Raw genomic sequence first — 24,868 nt, forward strand, 5'->3', positions numbered from 1 at the left:
TAGATGCGCCATTAATACCTTCGGGGTATAAGATGATCGAACTGCGTCATTTGCAGTATTTCGTCGTGCTCGCCGAAACACTCCACTTCGGCCGTGCCGCCCAGCAATTGCACATCTCCCAGCCGCCGCTGTCGCGCCAAATCGCGCTCATGGAGGCGGAGCTCGGTGTGCAGCTCTTCGAGCGCACGCGCCGCAGCGTGAGACTCACGCGCGCCGGCACCCGCTTCTACCAGGACGCCGTCGAAATCCTCAACGCCGTCGATCGCGCGCGGCGCAACGTGGTGGCGGCCAGCCGCGGCGAAGACGGCGCGATTACGGTCGGCTTCATGATGTCCTCGGCCTACAACATCCTGCCCGCACTCACGCGCACCTACGCGGCGGCGTACTCGCGCGTGGACATGAAACTCGCGGAGACGCTGCCCAACCTGCTCGCCGAAGCCGTGCGGGCCGGCAAGACGGACGTCGGCATCATGTATCGCCCCGAGGACCTCACGGGGCTCGATACGGCAACGGTCTTTCGCGAGGAGATGGTGGCGGTGCTGCCGCGCACGCACCCGCTGGCCAAAGTGCGGGTGCTCGACGCCAGGCAGCTCGCCGACGAATCTTTCGTGAGCATTCCGCGCGAGATTGCGCCGCTGGTCTACGACCTGATCGTGGTGCATTGCCGGCGTGCGGGCTTCTCGCCGCATATCCGGCTCGAGACGAACCTGCAGCAGACGATCATCAACCTGGTGGGAGAAGGACTGGGCGTGGCGATGGTGCCCATGTCGATGAGCAGCGCGAGCGCGTCGGGCAATGCGGTGTTCAAACCGCTGCGCGACGCGCCGGTCGCGGAGGTGGCGCTGCTGTGGAGCCGCGACAATCACAATCCGTGTGTGGCGACCTTCGTGGAGAATGCGCGCAACGTATGGCGCGAGATGCAGCGCGCGCCGGGGGCGCGGCTGGTGCCGGACATGCCCGACACCGGCGGGGAGTGAAACCGCGCACGAGGCCCCGCCGGGCCTCGATGCCGGCCGATTTTCAGATTTCCAGAATCCCGGCGGCCACGAAACCGCCGTCGACCGGCAGGATGTGGCCCGTCACGTAGGACGCATCGTCCGACGCGAGGAAGCTCACCGCGCCGGCGATCTCACGCGGCTGCCCGTAGCGGGCAAGCGGCGTCGTTTCCGTATAGTTGCGACGCGAGACGTCCGAGTGCAGCACCTGCGTGAGCGGCGTATCGATGGGGCCGGGCGCGATGCCGTTGGCGGTAATGCCGTATGGGGCGAGCTCGATGGCCATCTGCCGCGTCAAGCCGATGACGGCCGCCTTCGACGTGCCGTAGGCCGTGCGCCCGGCGCTGGCCAGAATGCCGGCCACCGAGGCCATGTTGATGATCCGTCCCCAACGCTGCTCGCGCATGAGCCGCGCGGCGTGCTGAGCGCACAGCAGCGTGCCGGTCACATTTACCGCCATGACCTGGTGCCAGTGATCGATCGGATATTCGAGGAAGGGGAACGTCTTGGCAATGCCCGCGTTGTTGACGAGCACGTCGCAACACCCGTACTGCTGCGCAACCTTCGCGAACCCCTCGGCGATCGACGCCTCGTCGCCCACGTTCATCGCCAGGGCCAACGCCTTGCCGCCCGCTTGCCTGAGCGCGGCGACCGTCTCTTGCGCCGCGCTCTCGTTGAGATCGGCCACGACCACGGTCATGCCATCGCTGGCCAACCGTTCGCAGATCGCCGCGCCGATGCCCATGCCACCACCCGTCACTACTGCAACTTTCTCCGTCATGCTATGGACTCCTAAATTTGTTGACATCTACAGCACGGGCCCCGCCGCCAGCGATGCGGCGGAGCCCGTCGGTGAATCGAGAAACCGTTGGCGGTTTGTCCTACTTCAGAAAACCGATCGAGATCCAGGGAATGAAGACCACCACGAGCAGTGCCACGAGCAGGGCGCCCATGTAGGTCCACATCCGGTTGAATACCTTGTCGGGCGAGGTCTTGCCGATCGCGCAGGCGGCGTAGAAGCCGACGCCGAGCGGCGGCGCGAAGAGGCCCATGCCCATCGAGAGAATCACGACCATCGCATAGTGCACGTCGTGAATGCCCAGCGAGCGCGCCACGGGAAAGAGCAGCGGGCCGAACAGCACGATGGCCGGAATTCCTTCGAGCACGCTGCCCAGCACGATGAACACGACCACCGAGATGAGCAGGAAGCCAACCTGTCCGCCCGGCACGCCGTGCATCAGGCCGACGAGCTTGGCCGAGAAACCCGACTGCGTGAGTGCCCAGGCCATGGCCGTCGCCATCCCGATGATGAGCAGAATGGCGCCCGAGAGCGCGGCCGTCTCGGTGAGCAGCGGGTACAGGCGCTTGAAGTCCAGGTGTTTCCGGAACGCGTGAACGATCAGGCCGATCACGATCGTGTAGGCAATGCCCACCGTCGACACTTCAGTGGCGGTGGCGGCGCCCTCGATGACCGCCGTGCGGATCAGCACGGGCAGTGCGAGAGCGGGCAGCGCCACGACGAACGTCTTGGCGATCACGCTCCACGGCGCGCGACGCGCCGCGTTCGGCGCTTCCTTGCGCGAGCGGGCGAAGCAGACCACGACGATGGCCAGCGTGGCGATGACCGCCGGCAGCAGGCCGCCGACGAAAAGCGCCGTGATCGACACGCCGCACACGGCGCCGATGGTGATGAGCACGAGGCTCGGGGGAATCGTCTCCGTCATGGCGCCGGTCGACGAGAGCAGCGCCACGAGGTCTTCCGGCTTCGAGCCGCGTCGCTGCATCTCGGGAAAGAGCGCGGGCGCGACGGCCGCCATGTCGGCCGCCTTCGAGCCCGAGATGCCCGAGACCAGGAACATCGCGCCAAGCAGCACGTACTGCAGCCCGCCGCGCACGTGGCCGAGCAGCGACGCCATGAATTCGATCAGGCTGCGCGCCAGGCCGCTCATCTCGATGAGGGCGCCGAGCAGCACGAACAGCGGCACCGACAGCAGAATCAGGCCCGACATGCCCTCGTCCATGCGGCTCACGACGATTTGCAGCGGGGCGTCCGTGACGAGCGCCAGATAAGCGAGCGTCGCGGTGCCGAAGGCGAACGCGATCGGAATGCCGCCGGCCACGCACCCGCCCACGATCAGCACGAAGAAGATCAGCAGGTTGTAGTTGCCCATGGCGATGAGCGCCGGACGGCCAAGCCACAGCGCAGCGCCGAGCGCGGCCACGAAGAGCACCCCCAGGCCGAACTGGCGCATCGTCGAGCAGCGCGCCATGCGCGAAATCGCAGCGATGAGCATGAGCGCCGCGCCCACCGGCAGGGCGGCGGCGCGCAGCCCGTCCGGGATTTCCAGCGCGGGCGTGGTAATGTCCATCTGCTCGATGGCATGCGTGTAGGCGGGCATGATGATCAGCGCGACGAACACGCACACGGTGAGCGCGGCCATCGTCTGGAACCAGTCGCGCCACGCCACGGGGAGTTTGTTGACGATGGCGGACAGGCGCATGTGCTCACCGCGATCCAGGGCGAGCACGGCGCCGAGCATCGACAGCCAGATGAACAGAATCTGGGCGAGCTCGTCGGACCAGGTGAGCGGATTGTCGAACCCGTAACGCGAGACCACGCCCGCGAGCAGGATGAGAGTCTCCGCCACCACCAGCAGCACGGCAGCCGCCTCGGTGACTTTCATCACCGCGCGGTTGACGTGGCAGAAGAGGCGGGCGAGCGCGTGCGTCGGCTCGGCCGTCATCGTCAACGTTTCCATTTACGCGAGCTTCCCGGTGTACTTTTCCAACATGGCCCATGCCTCGTCGCCGAACTTCTTGTGCCATTCGGCATAGAAGCCGGCCGAGCGAAGCTTCTCGCGGAACTGCTCGTTGTTCGGTGCGTTGAACACGAGCCCCTTCTGCTTGAGTTCGGCCATCACGCCGTCGTTGAGCTTGCGCACGTCTTCGCGCTGAGCCACGGCGGCCGCGTTCACGTTGGCGGTCACGATCGCCTGCAGGTCCTTGGGCAGCTTGTCCCATTTCTGCTTGTTGGCGAGGAACCAGAAGCCGTCCCACATGTGATTCGTCATCGACACGTACTTCTGCACTTCGTAAAGCTTGGCCGTGGTGAGCAGCGCGAGCGGGTTTTCCTGCGCTTCGACGATGTGCGTCTGCAGGGCCGAATAGACTTCGGCGAAGTTGATCGACGTGGGCGAGGAGTCGAACGCGCGGAACATCGAGGTCCACAGCGGGCTCGTCGGCACGCGGATCTTCAGGCCTTTGAGGTCGGCCGGTGAATTGATCGGACGGCTGCTCGTGGTGATCTGGCGGTAGCCGTTCTCCCAGATCTTGTCGAACGCGAACACCGACGTCTTGGCAATCTGGCCGCGCACGTGCGCGCCGAGGTCGCCGTCCATGGCCGCCCACACCTGGCTGTAGTCCTTGAACGCGAAGCCCACGCCGGAGATCTGCGCCGCCGGCACGAGCGTGCCGAGAATCAGCGGCGAGAGCGTGAAGTAGTCGATGGCGCCCGAGCGAATCTGGCTGAGCATGTCGCTATCGGAGCCGAGCTGATTGTTCGGGTAGATCTGGAAGTCGATACGGCCTTTGGACTGCTCCGCGATCTTCTGCGCCATTTCCTTGGCGCGGATGTTCATCGGATGGCTGATCGGCAGGTTGTTGGCGAACTTCAGGGTGAATTCGGCGGCGCGGGCCTGCGTCTGATACAACCCCGTGGCGGCGGCAGCCGAAGTGGCGGCCACGACTTTGATGAAGTGGCGACGATCCATAGTGCTCATACTGCATGTCTCCTGTTATAGGTGTGGTGACTGCGTCTGAAGCGCGAAGCGATTGCGCGTGTTGCCTTGCAACGTTTCGGCCAACTCGGCATTCGCGCGCTGGGCGACTCGCAAGTGGCTTGGCTATCTTACGCAAATCGAATGCCAGATCGCAGGCTGGACGGGAAAACCCTTACGTTGTTAAGCATTAGTGAAATCCCGGGGCCGACGCCCCTCGGTCCGCGCCGACCGCGCGCCGCACGGGTATGTAGGGCGATGCGAGGCGAAAAGCGCTTCGTCCACCGAAACGGCCGGCGGCCCGCCGGCGGGGGCCGGCCATGCGACACCTGTCGCACTGGCGCGGCATGCTGCGACAGGTGTCGCCGCCCGGGCGCGACACCCGTGCGACAGGTGTCGCACGCAGGTGTCTCGTTCCTGCCGTGTTGCGGCACAGCAAATTCCTCTCACCACGTGCGCATCCGAATTCACTTGATGGTGTAGGGAAACCGGCTTTACGCTTACGTCAATTGCACGCGCGCCACCCGCGCGCGAGGTCGCCGTGGCGGCGCAATTCGCAGTCGATGACCACTACCCGTGCGTCGTTGTCGTGCCGCACGCATGTCTGGCATCGAAATTGCTCACCGGAGTCTGGATGACCCCACTTCCCGGAGACACTTCATGGTTGCTGCATGCCTTACCGGCTGGGCCCACTCCCAGTTCGGCAAACTCGATAACGTCGACGCCGAGGTTCTGCTGGCCGATGTCGCACAGGCCGCCCTCGACGACGCGGGCCTCGCGCCCGAGCAGATCGATTCCGTTCACGTCGGCACTTTCAACGGCGGTTTCCTGTATCAGGACTTCCCGTCGTCGCTCGTCTTCAATCGCATTCCCGGCCTGCGTTTCAAGCCCGCCACGCGCTATGAGAACGCGTGCGCCACGGGCTCGGCCGCAGTGCATGGCGGCCTGCAGTCCATCGAAGCGGGCAAGGCCACGCATGTGCTCGTCATCGGCTTCGAGAAGATGACCGAACTGGCCACGCCACAGGTCGGCGAAGTCCTGCTCAAATGCTCCTACGCGCGCGAGGAGGCCGGCATTCCGGGCGGCTTCGCCGGCGTGTTCGGCACCATCGCGCAGGCGTACTTCGATCGCTACGGCGATCAGTCCGACGCGCTCGCGCGCATCGCCGCGAAGAACCATCGCAACGGCTCGGTCAATCCGTATGCGCACATGCGCCGCGACTTCGGCTACGACTTCTGCCGCAACGTCTCCGACAAGAACCCATACGTGGCCGGCCCGCTCAAGCGCACCGACTGCTCGATGGTTTCCGACGGCGCCGCCGCGCTCGTGATCTCGAAGGCCGACGTGGCGCGCTCGATGCCCAAGGCCGTCGGCTTTCGCGCCGCGGTGCAGGTCAACGACTACCTGCCGCTCTCGCGCCGGGACCCTCTCGCGTTCGAAGGCGGCCAGCATGCCTGGCGTCAGGCGCTGGGCGTGGCGGGCGTGTCGCTAAAGGACCTCTCGCTCGTCGAGACGCACGACTGCTTCACCATCGCCGAACTCATCGAGTACGAAGCCATGGGGCTTGCCAAGCCCGGACAGGGGGCGAACGTGATTGCCGAGGGCATTACCGAGAAAGACGGGCTCCTGCCGGTCAACCCCTCGGGCGGCCTGAAGGCGAAGGGCCACCCGGTCGGGGCGACGGGCGTGTCCATGCACGTGATGGCCGCGATGCAGCTGACCGGCACGGCCGGCGAGATGCAGATCCCGGGCGCACGGCTCGCTGGCGTGTTCAACATGGGCGGCGCCGCCGTGGCGAACTACGTGAGCATTCTCGAAGCGCGCTGATTCGCGACAACGCGAGCCGGGCGTCCCGGCGGCGTTTCGAGAACGTCCTGCAAATGCCCGTGCGCGCGCCGCACGGCGGACGCACCGGGCGCAGGGCAGGCAGCAAGACTGAGCAATAAGAATTAGGAGACGAGCGAAATGCTCAAGAAGGTGATGAATCTCGGCCGTCTGCTGGCCGACGTTGCAAGGCGGCATCCCGACGAGCCCGGTGTGATCATCGGCGAGAAGGTACACACCTGGGGCGAAATCGACGCACGCGTGAACGCGGTCGTCGACGCGCTGCGCGAGCTGGGCGTGGGCAAGGGCGACAAGCTGCTGGTGCACTCGCGCAACAACCTGCAGATCTTCGAGAGCGCGTGGATCGCATTCCGGCTGGGCGCGGTCTGGGTGCCGACGAACTTTCGCATCACGGCGCCCGAGGCGGCGTACCTCGGTCAGTCGAGCGGGGCGTGCGCCATGATCTACGACGCGGGCTTCGAGGGCCACGTGGACGCCGTGCGCGCCGCCTCGCCCGCGCTGCGCCATGTGATCGCGCTGGGCGCGCCGCGCGCCGGCGAGCTGCACTACGAGACGCTGGTAACCGAGCATCACGGCGCACCGGCCTACGAGGCGGAAGTCGAGTACGAAGACCCGTTGTGGTTCTTCTACACGTCGGGCACGACCGGGCACCCGAAGGCCGGCGTGCTCTCGCACGGGCAAATGGCCTTCGTCGTGACGAACCATCTGGCCGACCTGATGCCCGGCATCACCTATCGCAGCCGTTCGATGGTCGTGGCACCGCTCTCGCACGGCGCGGGCATTCACGCGATCGTCAACACCGCGCGCGGCGCGGCGAGCGTGCTGCTGCCCGGCGAGAAGATGGACCCGGAGCAGGTCTGGCAGGCGATCGAGCGCCACCGTGTGGACAACATGTTTACGGTGCCGACCATCGTCAAGATGCTGGTCGAGGATCCTGCCGTGGATCGCCATGACCACAGTTCGCTGCGCTTCGTGATCTATGCCGGCGCGCCGATGTATCGCGCCGATCAGAGGTACGCGCTCCAGAAGCTGGGCCGCGTGCTCGTGCAGTACTACGGCCTGGGCGAGGTAACGGGCAACATCACCGTGCTGCCGCCGTGGCTGCACAGCGAGGACGACGACGCGCCCGATGCGCGCGTAGGCACCTGCGGCATGCCGCGCACCGGCATGGAGGTGGCGATTCTGGACGAGTCGGGACAGCGTCAGCCGCCGTTCGCCTCCGGCGAGATCTGCGTGCGCGGGCCGGCGGTGTTCATGGGGTATCACAACAATCCGGAGGCAAACGCCAAGGCGTTCAAGGACGACTGGTTCCATACCGGCGATCTGGGACACGTGGACGAGCAGGGCTTTTTGTACATCACGGGCCGTGCGTCGGACATGTACATCTCGGGCGGCTCGAACGTCTATCCTCGCGAGATCGAGGAAGCGCTGCTCACGCACCCGGCGGTTTCCGAGTGCGCGGTGCTGGGCGTGCCCGACCCCAAGTGGGGCGAGAGCGGGCTCGCAGTGGTGGTACCCCGGGAAGGCATGGCCGCTCAGGCCGATGAACTGCTCGGGCATCTCGAAGCGCGTATTGCCCGCTACAAGTGGCCGCGTCGCTTCGTCTTCTGGAATGCCATGCCCAAGTCGGGCTACGGCAAGATCGTGAAAAAGCAAATCAAGACGATGCTCGAAGAGCAAGGAGACTATCGACTATGAAACCTGCGCTTTCACGGATCTATCGACATGCAGGCGCCCCCACGTTACCCCGTGTGGAAGACTGCGTGTTGAGCGGGCAGCACGAACTGCGCGTGACGATCCGGTCTGGTGCGAATCTCGGCGAGTCGTTACGCGCGGCGTTATCCCGCTATGCGCATGGCGGCGGCGTCGGCCGTTTTTGCGCGGGCACCGCGCGAGGTCTGCGGTATCACATGATCGAGAACACCGCGGACAAGGAGCGCCCCTTCGGCTATGGGGCGCCGGTCGACGAAACCCGGGAAGTGGATCTGATCGGCGGCGCGATCACTGTAGGCCGGACGGCCGACGGTGCCACGTTGATGCATTGCCATGCAGGATTTTCCGATCCTGGCGGCGAACTGCATGGCGGGCACCTCATCCTCGATCACACATGGGCCGGCGACGAGCCCGTGGTCATCCGCCTGTGCCTGTTCGAGCATGGCGGCTATGTGACCGCCGAGGACGAGGAGACACGCTTCCATCTGCTCCATCCCGTTGCCGGAGATCTGTCATGAGCGCAGCAGCCGACGTAGCCGACATTCCCGTCGCCATCGAGAATGGCACGCTGGGCCGACTGGTGGTGGCCCGTCTCAAGCCAAATCAGGACCTCACCGAGAGCATCGAGGCGTTGTGCACCGAGCACGGCATTGCGCGGGCCATCGTGCGTGGCGCGGTCGGCAGCCTGATCGACGCGCGGCTCACGTTTCGCGCAGGCGACGGCTGGCGCGAGCAGATCGTCACCGGCCCGGGCGTGGAGATCCTCAACGTGTTCGGCGAGGTCGACGCGCGGGCCGACGCCTCGCGCGAATTGCCGATGCTCCACGGCATGGTCGCCGATACCGACGGACGCATGTTCGCAGGGCGTTTCGTGCGCGGCGGCAATCTCGCGTTCATCACCATCGAGGTGACGCTGCAGGAATGGTTGCCGGCGTGAGGCAGACGCCGCCGGCCGAGGGCGCCGCGTGACGTGAAAAAACGGGGAGACGCACGTCTCCCCGTTTTCGTGTCGGCGCGGCGATGCGCTCGCCGTTCAGGCGAGCGCGGGCTGCACGAGTCCGTCCTCGCGGAACATGTGTTTGATGCCGCGCACGGCCTGGCGAATGCGTGATTCGTTTTCGATCAGCGCGAAGCGCACGTATTCGTCGCCGTACTCGCCGAAACCGATACCGGGCGAGGCCGAGACTTTCGCCTGGGCGAGCAGCTTCTTTGCGAATTCGAGCGAGCCCAGGGCGCGATACGGCTCGGGAATGCGCGCCCAGATGTACATCGACGCACGCGGCAGATCCACGACCCAGCCCGCTTCCGTCAATCCCTTGTAGAGCACGTCGCGGCGACGCTGATATTGCGCGCGAATCTCCTCCACGCATTGCTGATCGCCTTCGAGCGCGGCGATGGCGGCGACCTGAACGGGCGTGAAGGTGCCGTAATCGTGATAACTCTTGATACGCGCGAGGGCGGCCACCAGTTCCGCGTTGCCGACCATGAAACCGATGCGCCAGCCGGCCATGTTGTAGCTTTTCGACAGCGTGAAGAACTCGACGGCGACGTCCTGCGCGCCGGGCACCTGCATGATCGAGGGTGCCTTGTAGCCGTCGTAGACGATGTCGGCGTAGGCCAGATCGTGTACGACGAGTATGTCGTGCCTGCGGGCGAGATCGACCACGCGCTCGAAGAACTCGAGCTCGACGCATTGCGCCGTCGGGTTCGACGGGAAGCCGAGAATCACCATCTTCGGCTTCGGATGGCTCTCGCGTATGCCGCGCTCCAGTTCAGTGAAGAAGTCGATGCCGGGCGTCATCGGCACCGAGCGGATATTGGCGCCGGCGATCACCGCGCCGTAGATGTGGATCGGATAGGACGGATTCGGCACGAGCACCGTGTCGCCCTGATCCAGCGTGGCGAGCATCAGGTGGGCGAGACCTTCCTTCGAGCCGATGGTGACGATGGCTTCGCGCTCCGGATCGAGCTCGACGTCGTAGCGGTCCTTGTACCAGCGCGTGATGGCGCGGCGCAGACGCGGGATGCCGCGCGAGGTCGAGTAGCCGTGCGTGTCGGGACGTTGCGCCACCTCGACGAGCTTGTTGACGATATGCGGCGGCGTGGCCCCGTCGGGGTTGCCCATCGAAAGATCGATGATGTCCTCGCCGCGTCGGCGCGCCGCCATCTTCAGTTCGGCGGTAATGTTGAAAACGTAGGGGGGAAGGCGATTGATGCGCGCAAAGCTGCGCGAGCTCTGGGAGCCTGACATGATGATCCTGGAACGTAAGCGCCCGGAACCGTCCGAGCGACGCCGGCGTGCTGGCCACACCGTGACGGGGACTGTAGCGCGGCGCGGCGCAAATGCGCAAGCGGTTTTTGCTTGAGGTGGCGAGGCCGTGCGCGGCCGATCCGGGGCGCCGGGTCGGCGCCTCCGGGCGTCGGGGCTGGACGCGGGCCCGGCGAGGCCGTCGGTTAAGATGAGCGATTCGCGAGTCCACAGGCAAAAGGAGAGGGGATGGCGTACATGTACTTGCTGGTCGCGATCGTGGCGGAGGTGATCGCCACGTCGGCGCTCAAGGCATCGGAAGGATTCACGCGCGTGGGGCCGGTGGCGATCGTCGTGGCCGGTTATGGTTCGGCGTTCTACATGTTGTCGCTCACGCTGCGCACGATTCCCGTGGGCGTCGCCTATGCCATGTGGTCGGGCCTGGGCATCGTGCTGATCTCGGTCGCCGCGCGCGTGCTGTTCGGCCAGAAGCTCGACGCGCCCGCCATGCTCGGCATGGCGCTCATCATCGCCGGCGTGCTCGTCATGAATCTCTGCTCGAAGTCGGCGGCGCATTGAGTCCGGCGCGGTGCGCCGATGCAAGGGGGCGCCACGGACTTCGCGCGCCGACGTGCAGCAAGAAACGCTTTCATCGATGCGCCGATCGGCGCCGTATCGAGCAGTTGCCGAGCGCGTGTGGAACGCGTGTGGACCTCATGTGGAGCCCATGTGGAGCCCGCGTGGAGCCCGTGTGGAGCCCATGGTGGCGCGGCGCCGCGGCGACTCAAGGGCGGTCTTCGGCTTCGGCCAATACTGCTTTGAGCGCGGCAATGCAAAGATCGATTTCGCTGCGCCCGATGACGAGCGGCGGCGCGAGTCGCAGCACCGTCGTGCGCGTCTCCTTGGCGAGAATGTGGCGCCGCAGCAGCTGCAATGACAGTTCATGTGCGCTGGCAAAGGATGGATCGATTTCGATGCCGGCCCATAGCCCGCGTCCGCGCACCTCCCGAATGACGGGGGAGTGGATCGCGTGCAGGCGCGAGAGCAGATACTCCCCCATCTCCGCACTTCGCCCGGGCAGGTCTTCGTCGGCCATGACGTCGAGCGCTTCGAGGGCGACGGCAGCCGCGAGCGCGTTGCCGCCGAACGTCGAGCCATGGCTGCCGGGTTCGAACAGGTCGATCACGTCGCGTCGCGCCACGAAGGCCGACACGGGTAGCAGGCCGCCGCCAAGCGCCTTGCCGAGCATGACACCGTCGGGCACGATGTTCTCGTGCTGATACGCAAACCACTTGCCGGTGCGGCCGAGCCCTGACTGGATTTCGTCGAGCAGCAGGAGCACGTTCTGTTCGGTGCATAGCTGGCGGAGTTCGCGCAGGAAGCCGCCGGGCGGTACGATGATGCCGCCTTCGCCCTGAATGGTCTCGAACAGCACGGCGCAGGTGTTGGGCGTGATGGCCGCGCGTACCGCGTCGATGTCGCCGAAAGGCACGCGCACGAAGCCGGGGGCGAACGGACCGAAGTCGGCGCGATAGGCGGGCTCGGACGAGAAGCCGACGATGGTGGTGGTGCGCCCGTGGAAATTGCCCTCGGCGACAATGATCTCGGCCCGCCCGGCCGGAATGCGTTTGACGCTGTAGCCCCAGCGGCGCGCGGCCTTGATGGCGGTCTCCACGGCTTCGGCGCCGGTGTTCATCGGCAGTGCGCCGCCCAGCGTGGTGAGGTCGCAGAGGCGTTCGAGGAAGGCGCCGAGCCGGTCGGAGTAGAAAGCACGGGAGACCACGGCGAGGCGCTGCGCCTGAGCAGTGAGCGCGGCGACGAGGCGGGGGTGCGCGTGACCGTGGCTGACGGCGGAGTAGGCGCTCATCATGTCGAGGTAGCGGGTGCCGTCGACGTCCCACACCCAGACCCCCTTGCCGTGCGAGAGCACGACGGGCAGCGGCGCGTAGTTGCGGGCGCCATATCGTTCTTCGCGTTCGATCTCGTTCATGATCGCGGCCCTCCACGCTTGCAGTCTAGATGCGAACGCCGGGGCGCGCCAAGAGGGCAACTCCCTGAGGGCGCGCCAATGAAATTGGCATGCGCGTGCGCTATAATCGCCGATTCCTCGGGCGCGGCGCGCATGATTGGCGCGTGATTGACGCGTGATTGACGCATGATTGGCGCGTGATGGCATGAAAGCACCAGCGGTGCAGAATGCTGGCGCATCGCTCTCCCGAGACATCTCCGGCAGCGACATCCGGTCGTTGCCGTCACGCACTGCCCATAGCTCAGTTGGATAGAGCATCGGCCTTCTAAGCCGACGGTCGGGGGTTCGAATCCCTCTGGGCAGGCCATCCAGTACAGGCCATCCCGTGCAGGCCATCCCGTGCAGCCCATCCGATGGATCGATTCGCCCAGCGCATTGGGCCCGCCGCATGCGCCGGCTGGGCCGGCCGGGTCCACCGGGGCGTAACGCGAACGGTCCAGACCCACAGGGGCGAGCCCGAGGCTTGTTGTGACCGTGGGGGTGCGGCAAAATGGGCTGCGTCTCATGCTGCCCCGGTGCCATTTTCCGATCCCTCGCGTTGCCGCCGACATGCCCGACTCCGTGGACCTCTTCGAACGTCACCGCCCGCGTCTGCACGCGATTGCGTACCGTATGCTCGGCACGGTCGCCGAAGCGGAGGACGTGGTGCAGGACGCATGGCTGCGCTGGCACGGCAGCGACCATCACGCCGTGGAGAATGCCGAGGCATGGCTCGTTACCGTCACCACGCGCCTGTCCATCGACCGCCTGCGTGCTGCCAAGGCAGAGCGCGAGACCTACACGGGCGTCTGGCTGCCGGAGCCGGTGCTGATGTCTGCGCCCAGCACACCGGAACAGGTCCATGAGTTCGCGGACGACGTCTCGGTCGCTTTCCTGTACACGCTGGAGCGCCTGTCGCCGGACGCTCGCGCCGCGTTTCTCATGCGTGACGTCTTCGACGCCGACTACGACGACATCGCCCTCACGCTGGAAAAGACGCCGGCCGCCGTCCGCCAACTCGTGCGGCGCGCCCGCCTGCAACTGCGCGAAGGCACGCCGCGCGAGCAAGTGCCGCGGGCGACGCTGCACCGCCTGCTGCTCGCCTTTGCGCAGGCCATGCAGCGTAGCGACTTTCATGGCCTGCACGCCTTGCTGAGCGACGACGCCGAACTCATCGGCGACGGCGGAGGCAAGGTGCCCAGCTTCCGCCGCCTCGTGGGCGGCAGGCGTCTGGCGCAACTGTTCTACGCAGGCAAGCGCCGCCATGGTGACGCCCTGCACGTCGAAGTGCTGCAGATCAATGGGCAGTGGGCGTTGCTGCGTTTCATCGCGGGCGAACTCGAGTCCGCGCAGTCTTACGAGACGGACGGTGAACGGCTCACCCGGGTGCTCGTGCAACGCAATCCCGACAAGCTCGCGCGGATCGCGCAGGCGCTTGCAGGGCCCGGATCCGGACGCCCGCAGCGGTACTGATTCCGGGCCGGCGCCACGTTGCCCCGCCAACCCGGGAGAGGCTTGGAGCAAGGCTTTTCAGCGCAAATGCGGATTCTTTTCGAGTCCGATGTCACAGATTCCCGGGGCGGGCCGTCTTAAGGGCAGGATCAACGAAATGGGGATCTGCCACCATGTCCACACCGCTATTCATTCCGCCTGCCATACCCGCGCCGGCCAGGCGAGCTGACTCCCTGGCCGACAGCTTTGCCACGAGCTACGCCGGCGTCGTGGCCTTTATCGCCGTGGCCGCCGAAGGCAATTTCGCGCGGGCCGGCGACCGTCTCGGCATTGGCCGATCGGCGATCAGCCGCAGCGTGCAGAAGCTCGAAGATCAACTTGGCACGCGGCTCTTCGTGCGCACCACGCGCAGCACCACGCTCACCGTCGAGGGCCAGCGTTTCTACGAGCAATGCCAGCCGGGCGTGGCACGGATCGTCCAGGCGCTCGACGACATGCGCGAGCTGCGCGAAGGCCCGCCGTCGGGGCGATTGCGGGTATGCTCGACCGTGGGCTTCGGCCGCAAGGTCGTGGCGCCGCTGCTGCGGGGCTTTCGCGACATCCATCCGAATATCTCGATCGAATTGCTGCTCGACGACGGGCCTACCGACTTCACGACCGACCGTGTCGACGTCTCTTTCCGCAACGGGCGCATGGAAGACAGCCGCGTGATCGCCAAGAAAGTGATTCCGATGCAGATGGTGTTGTGTGCCGCGCCGGCCTACGCCGCAAGGCATGGTCTGCCGGACAGCGTGGAGGAGCTCTCCAGGCACGATTGCGTGAACTTCCGGCTCGCGTCGGGCCGTGTGTACGAGTGGGAGTTCAACCTCGGCGGACAATTGCGCAAATTCGCGCCGGCCGGCTCGCTCACGTTCAACGACGCCGACCTGGTGCTGCAATCGGTGCTGGACGGCCACGGCATTGCGCAGATGGCCGCCTATCAGGTGTGCGATCACTTGCGAGCCGGCGCGCTCGTTGCATGCCTGTCGCCCTATGCGCCCGACGATCGCGGTCATTACCTGTGCTTCCTGAGCCGCGAGCATTTGCCCGCGCGAATGCGCGTGTTCATCGACTACATGACCGAGCGCATTCGTGCGTTGGACCTGCAGATATCGGACCGCCCGCTGTTGATGCGGGCGTAGGCGTCGCTTAGCCGAACCTGGCCTTGTCGAGCCCATACGCCTTGTCGGCCGAGCCCGGCACCGTGCGCAAGCCGACGTTCAGACGATTCCAACCATTGATCGCCATGATGGCGAAGCTCAGATCGGAGATTTCCTTCTCCGACAGTTCGGCGCGCACGTGCTCGTACACGTCGTCGGGCACGCCATGCACGCCCAGCGTGGTGAGCGCTTCGGTCCACGCCAGGCAGGCGCGCTCGCGTGCCGAGAACTGGTCGGACTCGCGCCAGATCGCGATGTGATGCAGGCGCAGCTCGCCTTCGCCGTGGATCTTGGCTTCCTTCACGTGCATGTCCAGGCAAAAGGCGCAACCGTTGATCTGCGACGCACGAATCTCGACGAGCGTCAGGATCGATTGTTCGATGGCGCCCGACTTCACGAGCGTGCTGAATTCGATGTACTTCTTGAAAAGTTCGGGGGATTGCGCAAAGGCGTTCAGACGTTGACTCATGGTGGTGACCTCGATGGGTTGGCGCGAACCGGCAGAACGGACCGGCGTCGCAGACTGGGACGACACGTCCATCGTAGGATCGCCCGCGGCGCAAGGGAAGCGCCGGTGGAGGGACCATGGTGTTGCGTCGACGGCAACAATTCGATCGCACCGGCTCCGGCTCGAGAGCCGCCGCCGTGGGGGTATTTCACGAGGGCGCCCGCTCGCGCGTGCTCGGCATGGCGTCTGCCTCCGGCGCGAGCCGGCGTCGAATCGCCGGCCGGATGAAGTCCACCCACGCGCGGATCTTTGCGTCGAGGTGCCGGCGCGAGGCATACAGCAGGTAGAGACTGAGCGACGCCGGGGGGAATTGCGGCAGAAGTTCGACGAGGCGTCCGTCCTCCAGATCGTCCTCGACGACGAACCATGGCAGCAGCGCGATACCGGTGCCTTGCCGTGTTGCGATCACGAGCGATGCCGAGGTGTCGACCGTGAGAAACGGGTCGATCTTCAGCGGCGCGTCCCGGGCGTCGCCGAAACACCACAGGCTGTTGTCGTATTCCGGGGCCATCAGTTGCAGGCACCGGTGTTGCAGGAGATCCGGCGGCTGCGCCGGCGTTCCGTGCCGTGCAATGTATTCGGGCGCGGCACACAGCACGTTGCGAATGCGTCCGAGTTCGATGCCGACGAGCTCGGAGCCGGCCAGGGAGCGCGCCGCGACGAACGCCACGTCGAAGGGTTCGCGGATGAGGTCGGGCGCACGCGGCCCGATCGTCAGGTCCAGCGCCACTTCCGGATGCGCGCGCCCGAACGGCTCCACCAGCGGGATCAGCAGACGGTTCGCGATACTCGCGCTGCAATGCACGCGCAGCCGACCACGCGCGTGTACGCCCGTGCCCCTGGCTTCGCGCTCGCTCTGGTCGATCGCCGCAATGACTTCACGTGTGCGACGCAGATACTGCTCGCCCGCCGGCGTGAGCGACATGGCGCGCGTCGTTCGGTGCAAAAGCCGGATGCCGAGATGCGCCTCGAGCGACGAAATCGCGCGGGTGATCTGAGACGGGGTCTGGTCCAGTTGCTCCGCGGTGCGGGCGAAGCTGCCCGCGTCCACGAGCAGGACGAACGTGCGCATGCATCGAAGAAGGTCCATCGGTTGCAGATTGGCGGGCGCAGGCGCCCGCCGCGGATTGCCGTGGTCTTCAGTCTATTGGAAAGCCCGTGCGATTCGCGCGCGCGATGTGCGCAACCGTCGTCGCGATCCGGACATCGCTCCTCGCCCTCGTTGTGCGCTGTCTCCTTCTTTGCCTCCCTCGCCTTTCTTCAGCGCGCGCGGAAGTACTCGCTCGGCGGCACGCCAAGCGTCTTGCGAAACATCGCCGCAAAGGCGCTAGGGCTGTCGTAGCCGAGTTCGAGCGCGAGCGCCAGGATCGGCGTGCCAGCCGCGAGCTTCGGCAAACTGAGCAGCACGCGGGCATGGCGGCACCAGGCGCCATGCGTCATGCCGGTTTCCCGCTTGAAGGCGCGCGCGAACGTGCGCTCGTTCATGTGGGCGCGCGCTGACCATTCGGCGAGCGTCGCGGGCACGCAAGGGTCTCGCAGCAAGGCGGTGCACAGGCTCGCGAGCGCCGGATGATGCGGCATCGGGACATGCAGCGACAGCTCGGGTGCGCGTTCGATTTCGTCGAGAATGAGGGCGAGCACGCGGCCGTCGCGATTGACGTCCTCGGGCCGCGAGTGTCGGTCGCCTGCTTCGTCCGCCGTCAGGATCAGCTCGCGCAGCAGCGGGCTTACGGGGATGACCCGACAGCGCTCGGGCAGCGTGGCGCGCGTGCCGGGCGCCACGAACACGGTGCGCATGGCGACGTCGACCGCCATTTCGATGGCATGCTCCGTGCCGCCTGGCACCCACACGGCGCGCCCCGTGGGCACGACCCAGTTGCCTGCGGCCGTGCGCACAATCATTACGCCGGCGATGGCGTGAATCAATTGTCCGTGACGATGCGCGTGTGTCGGGTAGGCCGTGCGCGAAGGGGAGTCGGTGGCGACTACGGCGACCGGGGCGCTCGCCTCACCGGCATGCAAGGCGTTGATGAAACTGTCCATTTTGCGACGATGATTGTGCAGTCTGCGTTCGATTGGTGCAGGCACATCACCATACCATCGAACTTCCTGATTTGTCAGACGAGCAAGTCCGCCATGGTTCATCCAACACGCCCGAAACACCCGGACCGCCTGGAGCGCGTGAAATGCCTGAAATACCCGGGAACGCCATCTCGCCGGCGGCGCTTGCCGGTCGTCTTCGCCGTCTGCGCGCTGAGCGCCTGCGGCGTCGGGCCGACGTACCACGCGCCGCAGCCGCCGGCAGCATTGCAGGGCGGCTTCGTCACCGAGAGCGCCGCGCCGACGAGTGCCGCGACGCCGCCGGACGAATGGTGGCGGCTCTATCGCGATCCCGTGCTCGACGCGCTGGTCGCGCGAGCCCTGACCGAGAACCGGGATCTCGCGGTGGCGGCCGCACACATCCGTCGCGCGCGCGCCGCGTTCGGAGAACAGGAGGCGCAACGGTTGCCGCAGACGTCCACATCGTTCGGACCGCGCTACGGCAAACCGGCGCCCGACCAGATCGTCGCCGCGAGCCGCGGCACCGACAGTCCGTCGGCTCGATGGGGATGGGCGCCATCGTTCGCGCTGTCCTGGGAGGTGGATCTCTGGGGGCGCGTCGACCGTCTTGGCGCGGCGGCGGGCGCCGATGCCGAGGCCGTGGCCGCCGAGCGCGATGCCATGCGAGTAAGCGTCGTTGCACAGACCGTTGCCGCCTACCTGCGGGTCTGCGGATTGGCCGAACAGGCACGCGTGACGCGGCGCACGCTCGACATTGCTACGCGCATTGCCGATCTCACGCGTCGACAACAGGCGGACGGGCTCGTTTCGGACCTCGAAGTCACGCGCTCCGAGGCGTTCGTCGAGGACACGCGAGCCAGCCTGCCCGCGCTCGAGGGCGATCGGCAGTCGGCGCTCTACGAACTTGCTGTGCTGACCGGGCGCGCGCCGGCCGAACTGCCGCGCGAGACCGCGCAATGCCGGACGGTGCCGACGCTGGCGCAACCGTTTCCCGTGGGCGACGGCGCACAACTGTTGCAGCGCCGCCCGGATCTGCGCGCGCTCGAGCGGCGCCTCGCGTCGGCTACGGCTCGGGTGGGCGTCGCCACGGCGGATCTGTATCCGCGCATCACGCTCGGCGGCTCCGTCGACTGGCTCTCGAGCGACAACCGCCTGTCGTCGCTTGGTGATCGCTACGCGGTGAGCTGGGGCGTCGGGCCGCTGATCCAGTGGCAATTCCCGAACCTGAGCGCCGCGCGGGCGCGGTTGCGAGCGGCGAGCGCCGACGGCGATGCGGCCCTGGCGGCTTTTGAGGGACGCTTGCTCGTCGCGGTGAAGGAGACCGAGCAGGCGCTGGCGCACTACGGCGCCGACTGGTCGAAGGGCCGCTCGCTCGAAGCGTCGCGCGCCAATCATCAACGCGCGCTCGTGCTGGCGGAGCGCAGTTACCAGGCGGGTGCCGCCGACTTTCTCGACCTGCTGGACGCGCAGCGCTCGCTCGCGCACGCCGACGCCGAGCTCGCCCGTAGCGCCCTGCAGATCGGAATCGACCAAGTCACGATATTTAAGGCGCTGGGCGGCGGATGGCGGCGCGCCGACGCAGCGGCTGCCTCTTCCGGCTCTTCTGCCTCATTGGCCGCATCCGCCCCCTCGGTCTCATCGGCCGCATGGGCTTCGCCGCTCGATACGTCCGTCGAGCCTTCGGTCGCACGCGACGAAACCCTATCCCACAGGACAGCCGCCCGCTGACGCACGCCGGTGCGGCGCAGTTCATCGCGCGGCTCTCCGCGGTTGCGCCTCAACACGCGTCGCTGTGCACGGTTGCGCGGCGTCGCATTCCTTTCCGTTATCTGACGAGAGATTGTTATGAGTACTGTTGCCTTGCCGAGCCGGCTGCGCTTTGCGAGTCGCAAGACGTGGATGGTCGCCGCGGGCGTCGCGCTGAGCGCGGCCGCTATCGCCGCTGCTGGCCACTGGTGGCTCGTCGGCCGCTTCATCGAGAGCACCGACGACGCTTACGTTCGAGCCGATGTCACGCGTGTCAGCCCGCGAATCGCAGGATACGTCAGTCGTGTCGAAGTCGACGACAATCAGCACGTGCGGGTGGGCGACGTGCTGGTGCGACTCGACGATCGCGACGCCCGGGCCGGCGTCTTGCACGCGAAGGCGACGGTGCAGTCCGCGGCCGCGGACGTGCAGGTGCAGATCGATGCGGCCGCGACACTCGACGCCGAATGGGTCCGCCAACGCAGCCTCATTGCACAGGCGCAAGCCGACGTGGATGGCGCGCAGGCGCAATACGCCCGGCACACCGCGGACGCGCAACGCTATCGCGCGCTACTGGGCGACGGGGCGGCGAGCCGCCAGCGCTTCGAGCAGGCCGAAGCCCAGGCGCTGCAAGCAAGCGCGTCGCTAGCGCACGCGAAGGCGGCAAGTCAGGCCCAGCGCGAACAGTTGACGGTGCTGCAGCGCCGGCGCGAGCAGAGCAAGGCCACCATCGCGCAGGCGAACGCCCGGCTCGCGGCAGCGCAGGCGGCGCTTACGCAGGCTGAGCTCACGCTCTCGCACACCGTGGTGCGAGCGGCGAGCGACGGCGTCGTCGGGCAGCGCAGCGTGCGCGTCGGACAGTACGTCGAGGCGGGCGACCCGCTGCTCGCCTTGGTGCCGCTCGCGGACGTCTACGTGATCGCCAACTTCAAGGAAACCCAGGTGCGCCGAATGCGCCAGGGCCAGTCGGTGAGCGTGGATATCGACGCCTACCCCGAGCACTCGCTGCGCGGCACGGTCAGCAGCTTCTCGCCCGGCTCGGGCGCCCAGTTCGCGCTGCTGCCGCCGGATAACGCGACGGGCAACTTCACCAAGATCGTACAGCGTATCCCGGTCAAGATCCGCATCGACCATGCGCCGGATCGCGGGCCCGTACTGCGCCCGGGAATGTCGGTGATCGCGCAGGTCGATACGCGCAATCGGCGCGATGGGAACGATGGGGGCGACGGGAACGATGGGCGCGAGGGAGCGCGGGAGGCAGGCCAATGAGCACCGCGGCTTCCTCGCCCGCCCACGCCCGCGAATCCGACGGCGTTTCGCTGCGCGCGTGGGTCGCCGTGCTCGGCGGCGTGTTCGGCTGCTTCATGGCCGGCATGAATGTGCATGTGACCAATGCCTCGCTGCCCGACATCCGAGGCTCGCTCGGGGCGAGCTTTGAGGAAGGGTCGTGGATCACGACAGCGTATCTTGTCGCGGAGATCATCGTGATCCCGCTCACGGGCTGGCTCGTCCAGGTGTTTTCCGCACGGCGCGTGCTGCTGGTCGGCACCGCGGGCTTTCTGGTGTTCTCGCTGGCATGCTCGCTCGCTCCGGACATCTCGACCATGATCGTGGCCCGGGCCCTGCAGGGCGCGTTCGGCGGGGTGCTGATTCCGTTGTCGTTTCAACTGATCGTCTCGGAGCTGCCGCCATCCCGGCACCCACTCGGGATGGCGCTCTTCGCCGTGGCAAACAACGTGGCGCAGGCCGCGGGGCCGTCGCTGGGCGGATGGCTCACGCAAATGTACTCGTGGCGCTGGATCTTTTATCTCCAGATTCCGCCCGGCGTCGTACTGCTCGCCGCCATCGGCTGGTCCATCAAGCCGACGCCGGTCCATCTGGAACAGTTCAAGCGCGCCGACTGGTTCGGCATCGGCGCGATGGCCATCGGGCTGAGCGCGCTGCAGATCGTGCTGGAAGAAGGCGGGCGAAAGGACTGGTTCGCCTCGACGGAAATCGTGCAACTGTCGATCGTCGCCGCCATCGGCCTGGCGGCATTTGCCTGGACGCAGTGGCGCCGCGCCGAGCCCTTCATCAACCTGCGCCTGCTTGCGCGCTACAACTTCGGTGTGGCGAGCCTCATGCAGTTCCTGTTCGGCGCCGTGGTGTTCGGCGTGGTGTTTCTGGTACCGAACTATTTCGCGGAGCTGCACGGCTTCAGCGCGCGCGACATCGGCCTGACGATGATTCCATACGGGGCGGTGCAGTTCGTGATGTCCTTCCTCACCCCGCCGCTGATGCGCCGCATCGGGCCACGCACCACGATCGTCGCCGGCTTTGCGCTGGTGGCGGCCGGGTGTCTCATGAACGTGCATCTGAACATCGACGCCGGCGTCAACGTGATCGAGCCCTCGCTGATCGTGCGCGGCGTCGGTCAGTCGCTGGTGGTGGTCGCGCTGTCGGTGATGGCCGTAGCGGGCATCGAAAAGACGCAGGTCGGCTCGGCTTCGGGGCTGTTCGCGATGGTACGCAACGTCGGCGGCGCCATCGGTATTGCGGTGGCCAGCCAGATCGTCGTAGAGCGCCAGAAGCTCCACGCCATGCGCATCGGCGAGGCAGTGACGCCGTATGCGGACGCATTTCGTGACCGGATGCACGCCATGGAGCACTGGATGGCGAAAATGGGCGTAGCCGGCGCCCAGGCGCGCGACGCCGCGCTCGGCCTCATCGAGCAGCGCGTGATGCGCGAGGCGCTTTTCATGGCGTACAGCGACACGTTCCTGATCGCCGGGGTCGCCATGCTCGGCTGCACGGCGGCGGCCTTGCTATTGCGCGCCAAGGCGAAACCCGCGGCGGCCTCGTGACGGCCGGGCAGCGGTGCCTGCGCACCACCCCCGGGGCCCCGCTCGCGCAAACGCGCAACGAGGGATCAGCCCGGCTCCGAACTCGCCCGCAGCAACTCTGCAAAGCGAGCCTCGCACCACCGCATGACATCGTTTGGTTCGCGTCCGAAGCGCCAGAGCATGCGCACCGGCAACTGCGGCAGGCCGAGGTCGTCACAGCGAAGCTCGTGCAGGTCTTCGTACTCCGCAATATCGATCGGCAGCACCGCCCAGCCCAGCTTGTCCACGACCATGCTGGCGATCACGTATGAACTGTCCGCCCGCCAGATCGACGGGCTCAGTTGCAGCGGCGTGATGTCGTCCATCTGCAGCAGAATCTGGCGGTACTTGGCCAGATCGCCGCGCGTGACCTGATCGCGAAAGGCCAGCGGATGGTCGCCGGCCACGAACACACCCTGCACGGCGGAGCCGACGTACTTCTGTCCGAACGCCGACGAGATCGGTCCGCGGTCCACATGAAAGCCGATGTCCGCGCGCTGCTTTTCCACGTATTCCGCCACTTCCGTCGACGTACCGTTGAGCAGTGTGAGCTCCAGATACGCGAATTGATAGGCCAGATCGCGCACGAGCTCGCTCACCGCCTGATACGGCAGCGCCTCGTCGAGCGCCAGCGAGAGCTGCGGCTGCTCGCCATAAGCCAGCGCGTTCGCCCGGTGATTCAACCCTTCCGCCTGACGCAGCAGCTCCTTCGCTTCGAGCAGCATCACCTCGCCCTGGTCGGTCAGCCGGGCGTTGCGGCGGCTTCGGTCGAATAGCTCAAAACCCAGATCGGCTTCGAGCAGCGAAATCGCCGTGCTCACCGCCGACTGGGCTTTTCCGAGGCGTCGGGCGGCAGCGGATATCGAGCCTTCCTCGGCCGCCGCCACAAAGTAGCGCAATTGTTCTATGGTCCAGTTCATCCATTCATTTTATAGATAGGTTCCAACTTTTTCTAACATGAATTTCGCGTCAGAATCGCGTTTCTCCAAATAAAACGCCGAATTGAAACGCCAGCATAGGCGAGGCAGCAGACGACCGGATCCCACCGGTGCGGCGGTCTCGGGCAAAGACCTCCTTCGCGCAACGCGCACCCTGCTACCCACGGCGCTCCCGGAGAGATGCGGACTCCCCGGTTCCCGCATCGCTGGCTCAGCCATAGGTCGTCGTCGCGCACCGAACGCGACCCGACGCTCTGACCGGATGTTGTCAATCCAACGCTAATACATGTCATCGAATATCGATTACCGAACCCGCTTCGGGGTGCTAACGGGTGTGACCGCCAGTCTGGTCGCCAGTGTGCTCGTCCTTGCCGCCTGCTCCGAGCGCGCAAAGGACGGGAAGGCCGATGCCGCGCCGGAGGCGGTCGTGCGCACCGTGGAGCGCCGCGCCGAGCCGATCACCACCCGTCAGCCGGGGCGTCTGGAGGCCTATCGCAGCGCCGACGTGCGCGCGCGCGCCGGTGGCGTCATCCTCGAGCGCCGTTATCAGGAAGGACAGACGGTGGCCCGAGGTGACGTGCTCTTTCGCATCGACCCGCAGCCGCTGTCGGCCGCCCTCGACGCCGCTCGCGGTGCGCTCGCCAAGGCCCAGGCCGAACACGACTCCGCTCGCGACAAGATCGAGCGTTATCGCGGACTGCTCGACGAGCGAGCCATCAGCGCGCGCGAGGACGCCGAGGCCCGTGCCGCCGAGGCGCGTACCCGCGCCGAAGTGCTGGCCGCTCGCGCCGAAGTCCGTCGCGCGGAACTCAATCTCGGCTACACCAGGGTGGTCGCACCGATTGCCGGCCGCGTGCGTCGCGCGGAAGTCACCGAAGGCGCCCTCGTGGGGCTCGACTCCCCCACGTTGCTTACGCGCGTGGAGCAGATTGACCCGATCTACGTGAACTTCTCGCAGCCGGCCGCCGAGGTCTATGCGATGACGCGCGACTTGCGCGCGGGCAAGCTGCGGCACGGCAACGAGGCGGCCGCCCCGAAGGTACACGTCACGCTGCCCGACGGGCGCGAGTACGCACTGCCCGGCAAGTTGCTCTTTACCGATCTGGCGGTCGATCCCGGCACGGACACCATCGCCATGCGCGCGCTCCTGCCGAACCCGGACGGCGTGCTGCTGCCCGGCGCGTTCGTGCAGGTTCGCATGCAGGGGGCGGTGAATCCGAACGTCGTTCGCGTGCCGCGCGAGGCGCTGACCCGAACGACCGAAGGCGCTGTCGTGCGCGTGGTCGATGCACAAGGCAAGGTGCATGACACCCAGGTGCGCGCCGAAGCCATCGAAGGCCACGACTGGCTCGTGACCGAAGGGCTCAAGGGCGGCGAGACGGTCATCGTGCAAAACGTCGCGCAGTTCTCCGACGGCATGCAGGTCAGGATCAAGGCCGACGCCGTCGCCCAACCCGGCAACCGGCCGGCCGAGCCCGCTCGCGCCGGCCCGGGCTCCAAAGCGGAGACGCAATAACA

21 protein-coding genes and 1 tRNA gene are annotated in these 24,868 nt (G+C 66.5%); 13 read left to right on the top strand and 9 right to left on the bottom strand.

The window, feature by feature from the left end:
* The first annotated feature begins 32 nt into the window (after positions 1-32).
* Positions 33-977, top strand: coding sequence for a LysR family transcriptional regulator (locus PNO31109_RS15830; RefSeq protein ID WP_150556421.1), 945 nt, complete (start codon positions 33-35; stop codon positions 975-977).
* A 43-nt stretch (positions 978-1,020) separates the two neighbouring features.
* On the opposite strand, the gene PNO31109_RS15835 is transcribed toward PNO31109_RS15830, so the two are convergent.
* From PNO31109_RS15835 to PNO31109_RS15845, 3 genes are all read right to left on the bottom strand, one after another.
* Entirely contained in the window at positions 1,021-1,776 is a 756-nt protein-coding gene (locus tag PNO31109_RS15835; RefSeq protein ID WP_150556422.1) for an SDR family NAD(P)-dependent oxidoreductase, read from the bottom strand.
* Between the two features lie 100 nt (positions 1,777-1,876).
* A complete protein-coding gene (locus tag PNO31109_RS15840; RefSeq protein WP_241014129.1) occupies positions 1,877-3,739 on the bottom strand; it encodes a TRAP transporter large permease in 1,863 nt (620 codons plus the stop codon).
* Between the two features lie 15 nt (positions 3,740-3,754).
* Entirely contained in the window at positions 3,755-4,774 is a 1,020-nt protein-coding gene (locus PNO31109_RS15845; RefSeq protein WP_150556424.1) for a TRAP transporter substrate-binding protein, read from the bottom strand.
* 657 nt (positions 4,775-5,431) lie between these two features.
* Here PNO31109_RS15845 and PNO31109_RS15850 point away from each other — a divergent pair.
* The 4 genes from PNO31109_RS15850 (at position 5,432) to PNO31109_RS15865 (ending at position 9,266) form a co-directional block, all read left to right on the top strand.
* Positions 5,432-6,598, top strand: coding sequence for an acetyl-CoA acetyltransferase (locus PNO31109_RS15850; protein WP_150556425.1), 1,167 nt, complete (start codon positions 5,432-5,434; stop codon positions 6,596-6,598).
* A gap of 138 nt (positions 6,599-6,736) precedes the next feature.
* The gene (locus PNO31109_RS15855; protein WP_150556426.1) at positions 6,737-8,314 is read left to right on the top strand and encodes an acyl-CoA synthetase; all 1,578 of its coding nucleotides are present in this window, start codon (positions 6,737-6,739) and stop codon (positions 8,312-8,314) included.
* A gap of 212 nt (positions 8,315-8,526) precedes the next feature.
* On the top strand, positions 8,527-8,847 hold the full coding sequence (locus PNO31109_RS15860; protein WP_241014127.1) for a PPC domain-containing DNA-binding protein: 321 nt from the start codon (positions 8,527-8,529) through the stop codon (positions 8,845-8,847).
* Positions 8,844-9,266, top strand: a complete 423-nt coding sequence (locus tag PNO31109_RS15865; RefSeq protein ID WP_150556427.1) for a PPC domain-containing DNA-binding protein — start codon at positions 8,844-8,846, stop codon at positions 9,264-9,266. Before PNO31109_RS15860 ends, PNO31109_RS15865 begins: the two co-directional genes overlap by 4 nt.
* A 96-nt stretch (positions 9,267-9,362) precedes the next feature.
* Here PNO31109_RS15865 and alaC read toward each other — a convergent pair whose 3' ends face one another.
* The gene (gene alaC, locus PNO31109_RS15870; RefSeq protein WP_150556428.1) at positions 9,363-10,580 is read right to left on the bottom strand and encodes an alanine transaminase; all 1,218 of its coding nucleotides are present in this window, start codon (positions 10,578-10,580) and stop codon (positions 9,363-9,365) included.
* 246 nt (positions 10,581-10,826) lie between these two features.
* Here alaC and PNO31109_RS15875 point away from each other — a divergent pair, with 246 nt between their 5' ends.
* On the top strand, positions 10,827-11,156 hold the full coding sequence (locus PNO31109_RS15875) for a DMT family transporter (RefSeq protein ID WP_150556429.1): 330 nt from the start codon (positions 10,827-10,829) through the stop codon (positions 11,154-11,156).
* A 205-nt stretch (positions 11,157-11,361) separates the two neighbouring features.
* On the opposite strand, the gene rocD is transcribed toward PNO31109_RS15875, so the two are convergent.
* Positions 11,362-12,567: an ornithine--oxo-acid transaminase gene (gene rocD / locus PNO31109_RS15880; protein WP_174966426.1), complete on the bottom strand. Its 1,206-nt coding sequence runs from the start codon at positions 12,565-12,567 to the stop codon at positions 11,362-11,364.
* A 269-nt stretch (positions 12,568-12,836) separates the two neighbouring features.
* On the opposite strand from rocD, the gene PNO31109_RS15885 reads away from it, so the two are divergent.
* From PNO31109_RS15885 to PNO31109_RS15895, 3 genes are all read left to right on the top strand, one after another.
* Positions 12,837-12,913: transfer RNA gene (locus tag PNO31109_RS15885), tRNA-Arg, on the top strand.
* A gap of 242 nt (positions 12,914-13,155) precedes the next feature.
* Positions 13,156-14,058, top strand: a complete 903-nt coding sequence (locus tag PNO31109_RS15890) for an RNA polymerase sigma-70 factor (protein WP_150556431.1) — start codon at positions 13,156-13,158, stop codon at positions 14,056-14,058.
* A 152-nt stretch (positions 14,059-14,210) separates the two neighbouring features.
* On the top strand, positions 14,211-15,218 hold the full coding sequence (locus PNO31109_RS15895) for a LysR family transcriptional regulator (RefSeq protein ID WP_150556432.1): 1,008 nt from the start codon (positions 14,211-14,213) through the stop codon (positions 15,216-15,218).
* A gap of 7 nt (positions 15,219-15,225) precedes the next feature.
* On the opposite strand, the gene PNO31109_RS15900 is transcribed toward PNO31109_RS15895, so the two are convergent.
* The 3 genes from PNO31109_RS15900 to PNO31109_RS15910 form a co-directional block, all read right to left on the bottom strand.
* Positions 15,226-15,705, bottom strand: coding sequence for a carboxymuconolactone decarboxylase family protein (locus PNO31109_RS15900; RefSeq protein WP_150556433.1), 480 nt, complete (start codon positions 15,703-15,705; stop codon positions 15,226-15,228).
* Positions 15,706-15,892: 187 nt separating this feature from the next.
* The gene (locus PNO31109_RS15905) at positions 15,893-16,816 is read right to left on the bottom strand and encodes a LysR family transcriptional regulator (protein WP_150556434.1); all 924 of its coding nucleotides are present in this window, start codon (positions 16,814-16,816) and stop codon (positions 15,893-15,895) included.
* Positions 16,817-17,004: 188 nt separating this feature from the next.
* On the bottom strand, positions 17,005-17,787 hold the full coding sequence (locus PNO31109_RS15910; protein WP_150556435.1) for an AraC family transcriptional regulator: 783 nt from the start codon (positions 17,785-17,787) through the stop codon (positions 17,005-17,007).
* 93 nt (positions 17,788-17,880) lie between these two features.
* On the opposite strand from PNO31109_RS15910, the gene PNO31109_RS15915 reads away from it, so the two are divergent.
* From PNO31109_RS15915 to PNO31109_RS15925, 3 genes are all read left to right on the top strand, one after another.
* Entirely contained in the window at positions 17,881-19,533 is a 1,653-nt protein-coding gene (locus PNO31109_RS15915) for an efflux transporter outer membrane subunit (RefSeq protein ID WP_150556436.1), read from the top strand.
* Between the two features lie 117 nt (positions 19,534-19,650).
* Complete coding sequence (locus PNO31109_RS15920; protein ID WP_150556437.1) at positions 19,651-20,820, top strand: HlyD family secretion protein; 1,170 nt, start codon at positions 19,651-19,653, stop codon at positions 20,818-20,820.
* Positions 20,817-22,394: a DHA2 family efflux MFS transporter permease subunit gene (locus PNO31109_RS15925; RefSeq protein WP_150556438.1), complete on the top strand. Its 1,578-nt coding sequence runs from the start codon at positions 20,817-20,819 to the stop codon at positions 22,392-22,394. Before PNO31109_RS15920 ends, PNO31109_RS15925 begins: the two co-directional genes overlap by 4 nt.
* 65 nt (positions 22,395-22,459) lie before the next feature.
* On the opposite strand, the gene PNO31109_RS15930 is transcribed toward PNO31109_RS15925, so the two are convergent.
* Positions 22,460-23,332 carry a LysR family transcriptional regulator gene (locus tag PNO31109_RS15930; protein WP_174966427.1) on the bottom strand — a complete coding sequence of 291 codons (873 nt, stop codon included), beginning with the start codon at positions 23,330-23,332 and terminating at the stop codon, positions 22,460-22,462.
* A 304-nt stretch (positions 23,333-23,636) separates the two neighbouring features.
* Here PNO31109_RS15930 and PNO31109_RS15935 point away from each other — a divergent pair, with 304 nt between their 5' ends.
* On the top strand, positions 23,637-24,866 hold the full coding sequence (locus PNO31109_RS15935; protein ID WP_150556439.1) for an efflux RND transporter periplasmic adaptor subunit: 1,230 nt from the start codon (positions 23,637-23,639) through the stop codon (positions 24,864-24,866).
* Positions 24,867-24,868 lie beyond the last annotated feature (2 nt).

It is taken from the genome of Pandoraea nosoerga (assembly GCF_902459585.1).
Taxonomy (GTDB): Bacteria; Pseudomonadota; Gammaproteobacteria; order Burkholderiales; family Burkholderiaceae; genus Pandoraea; species Pandoraea nosoerga.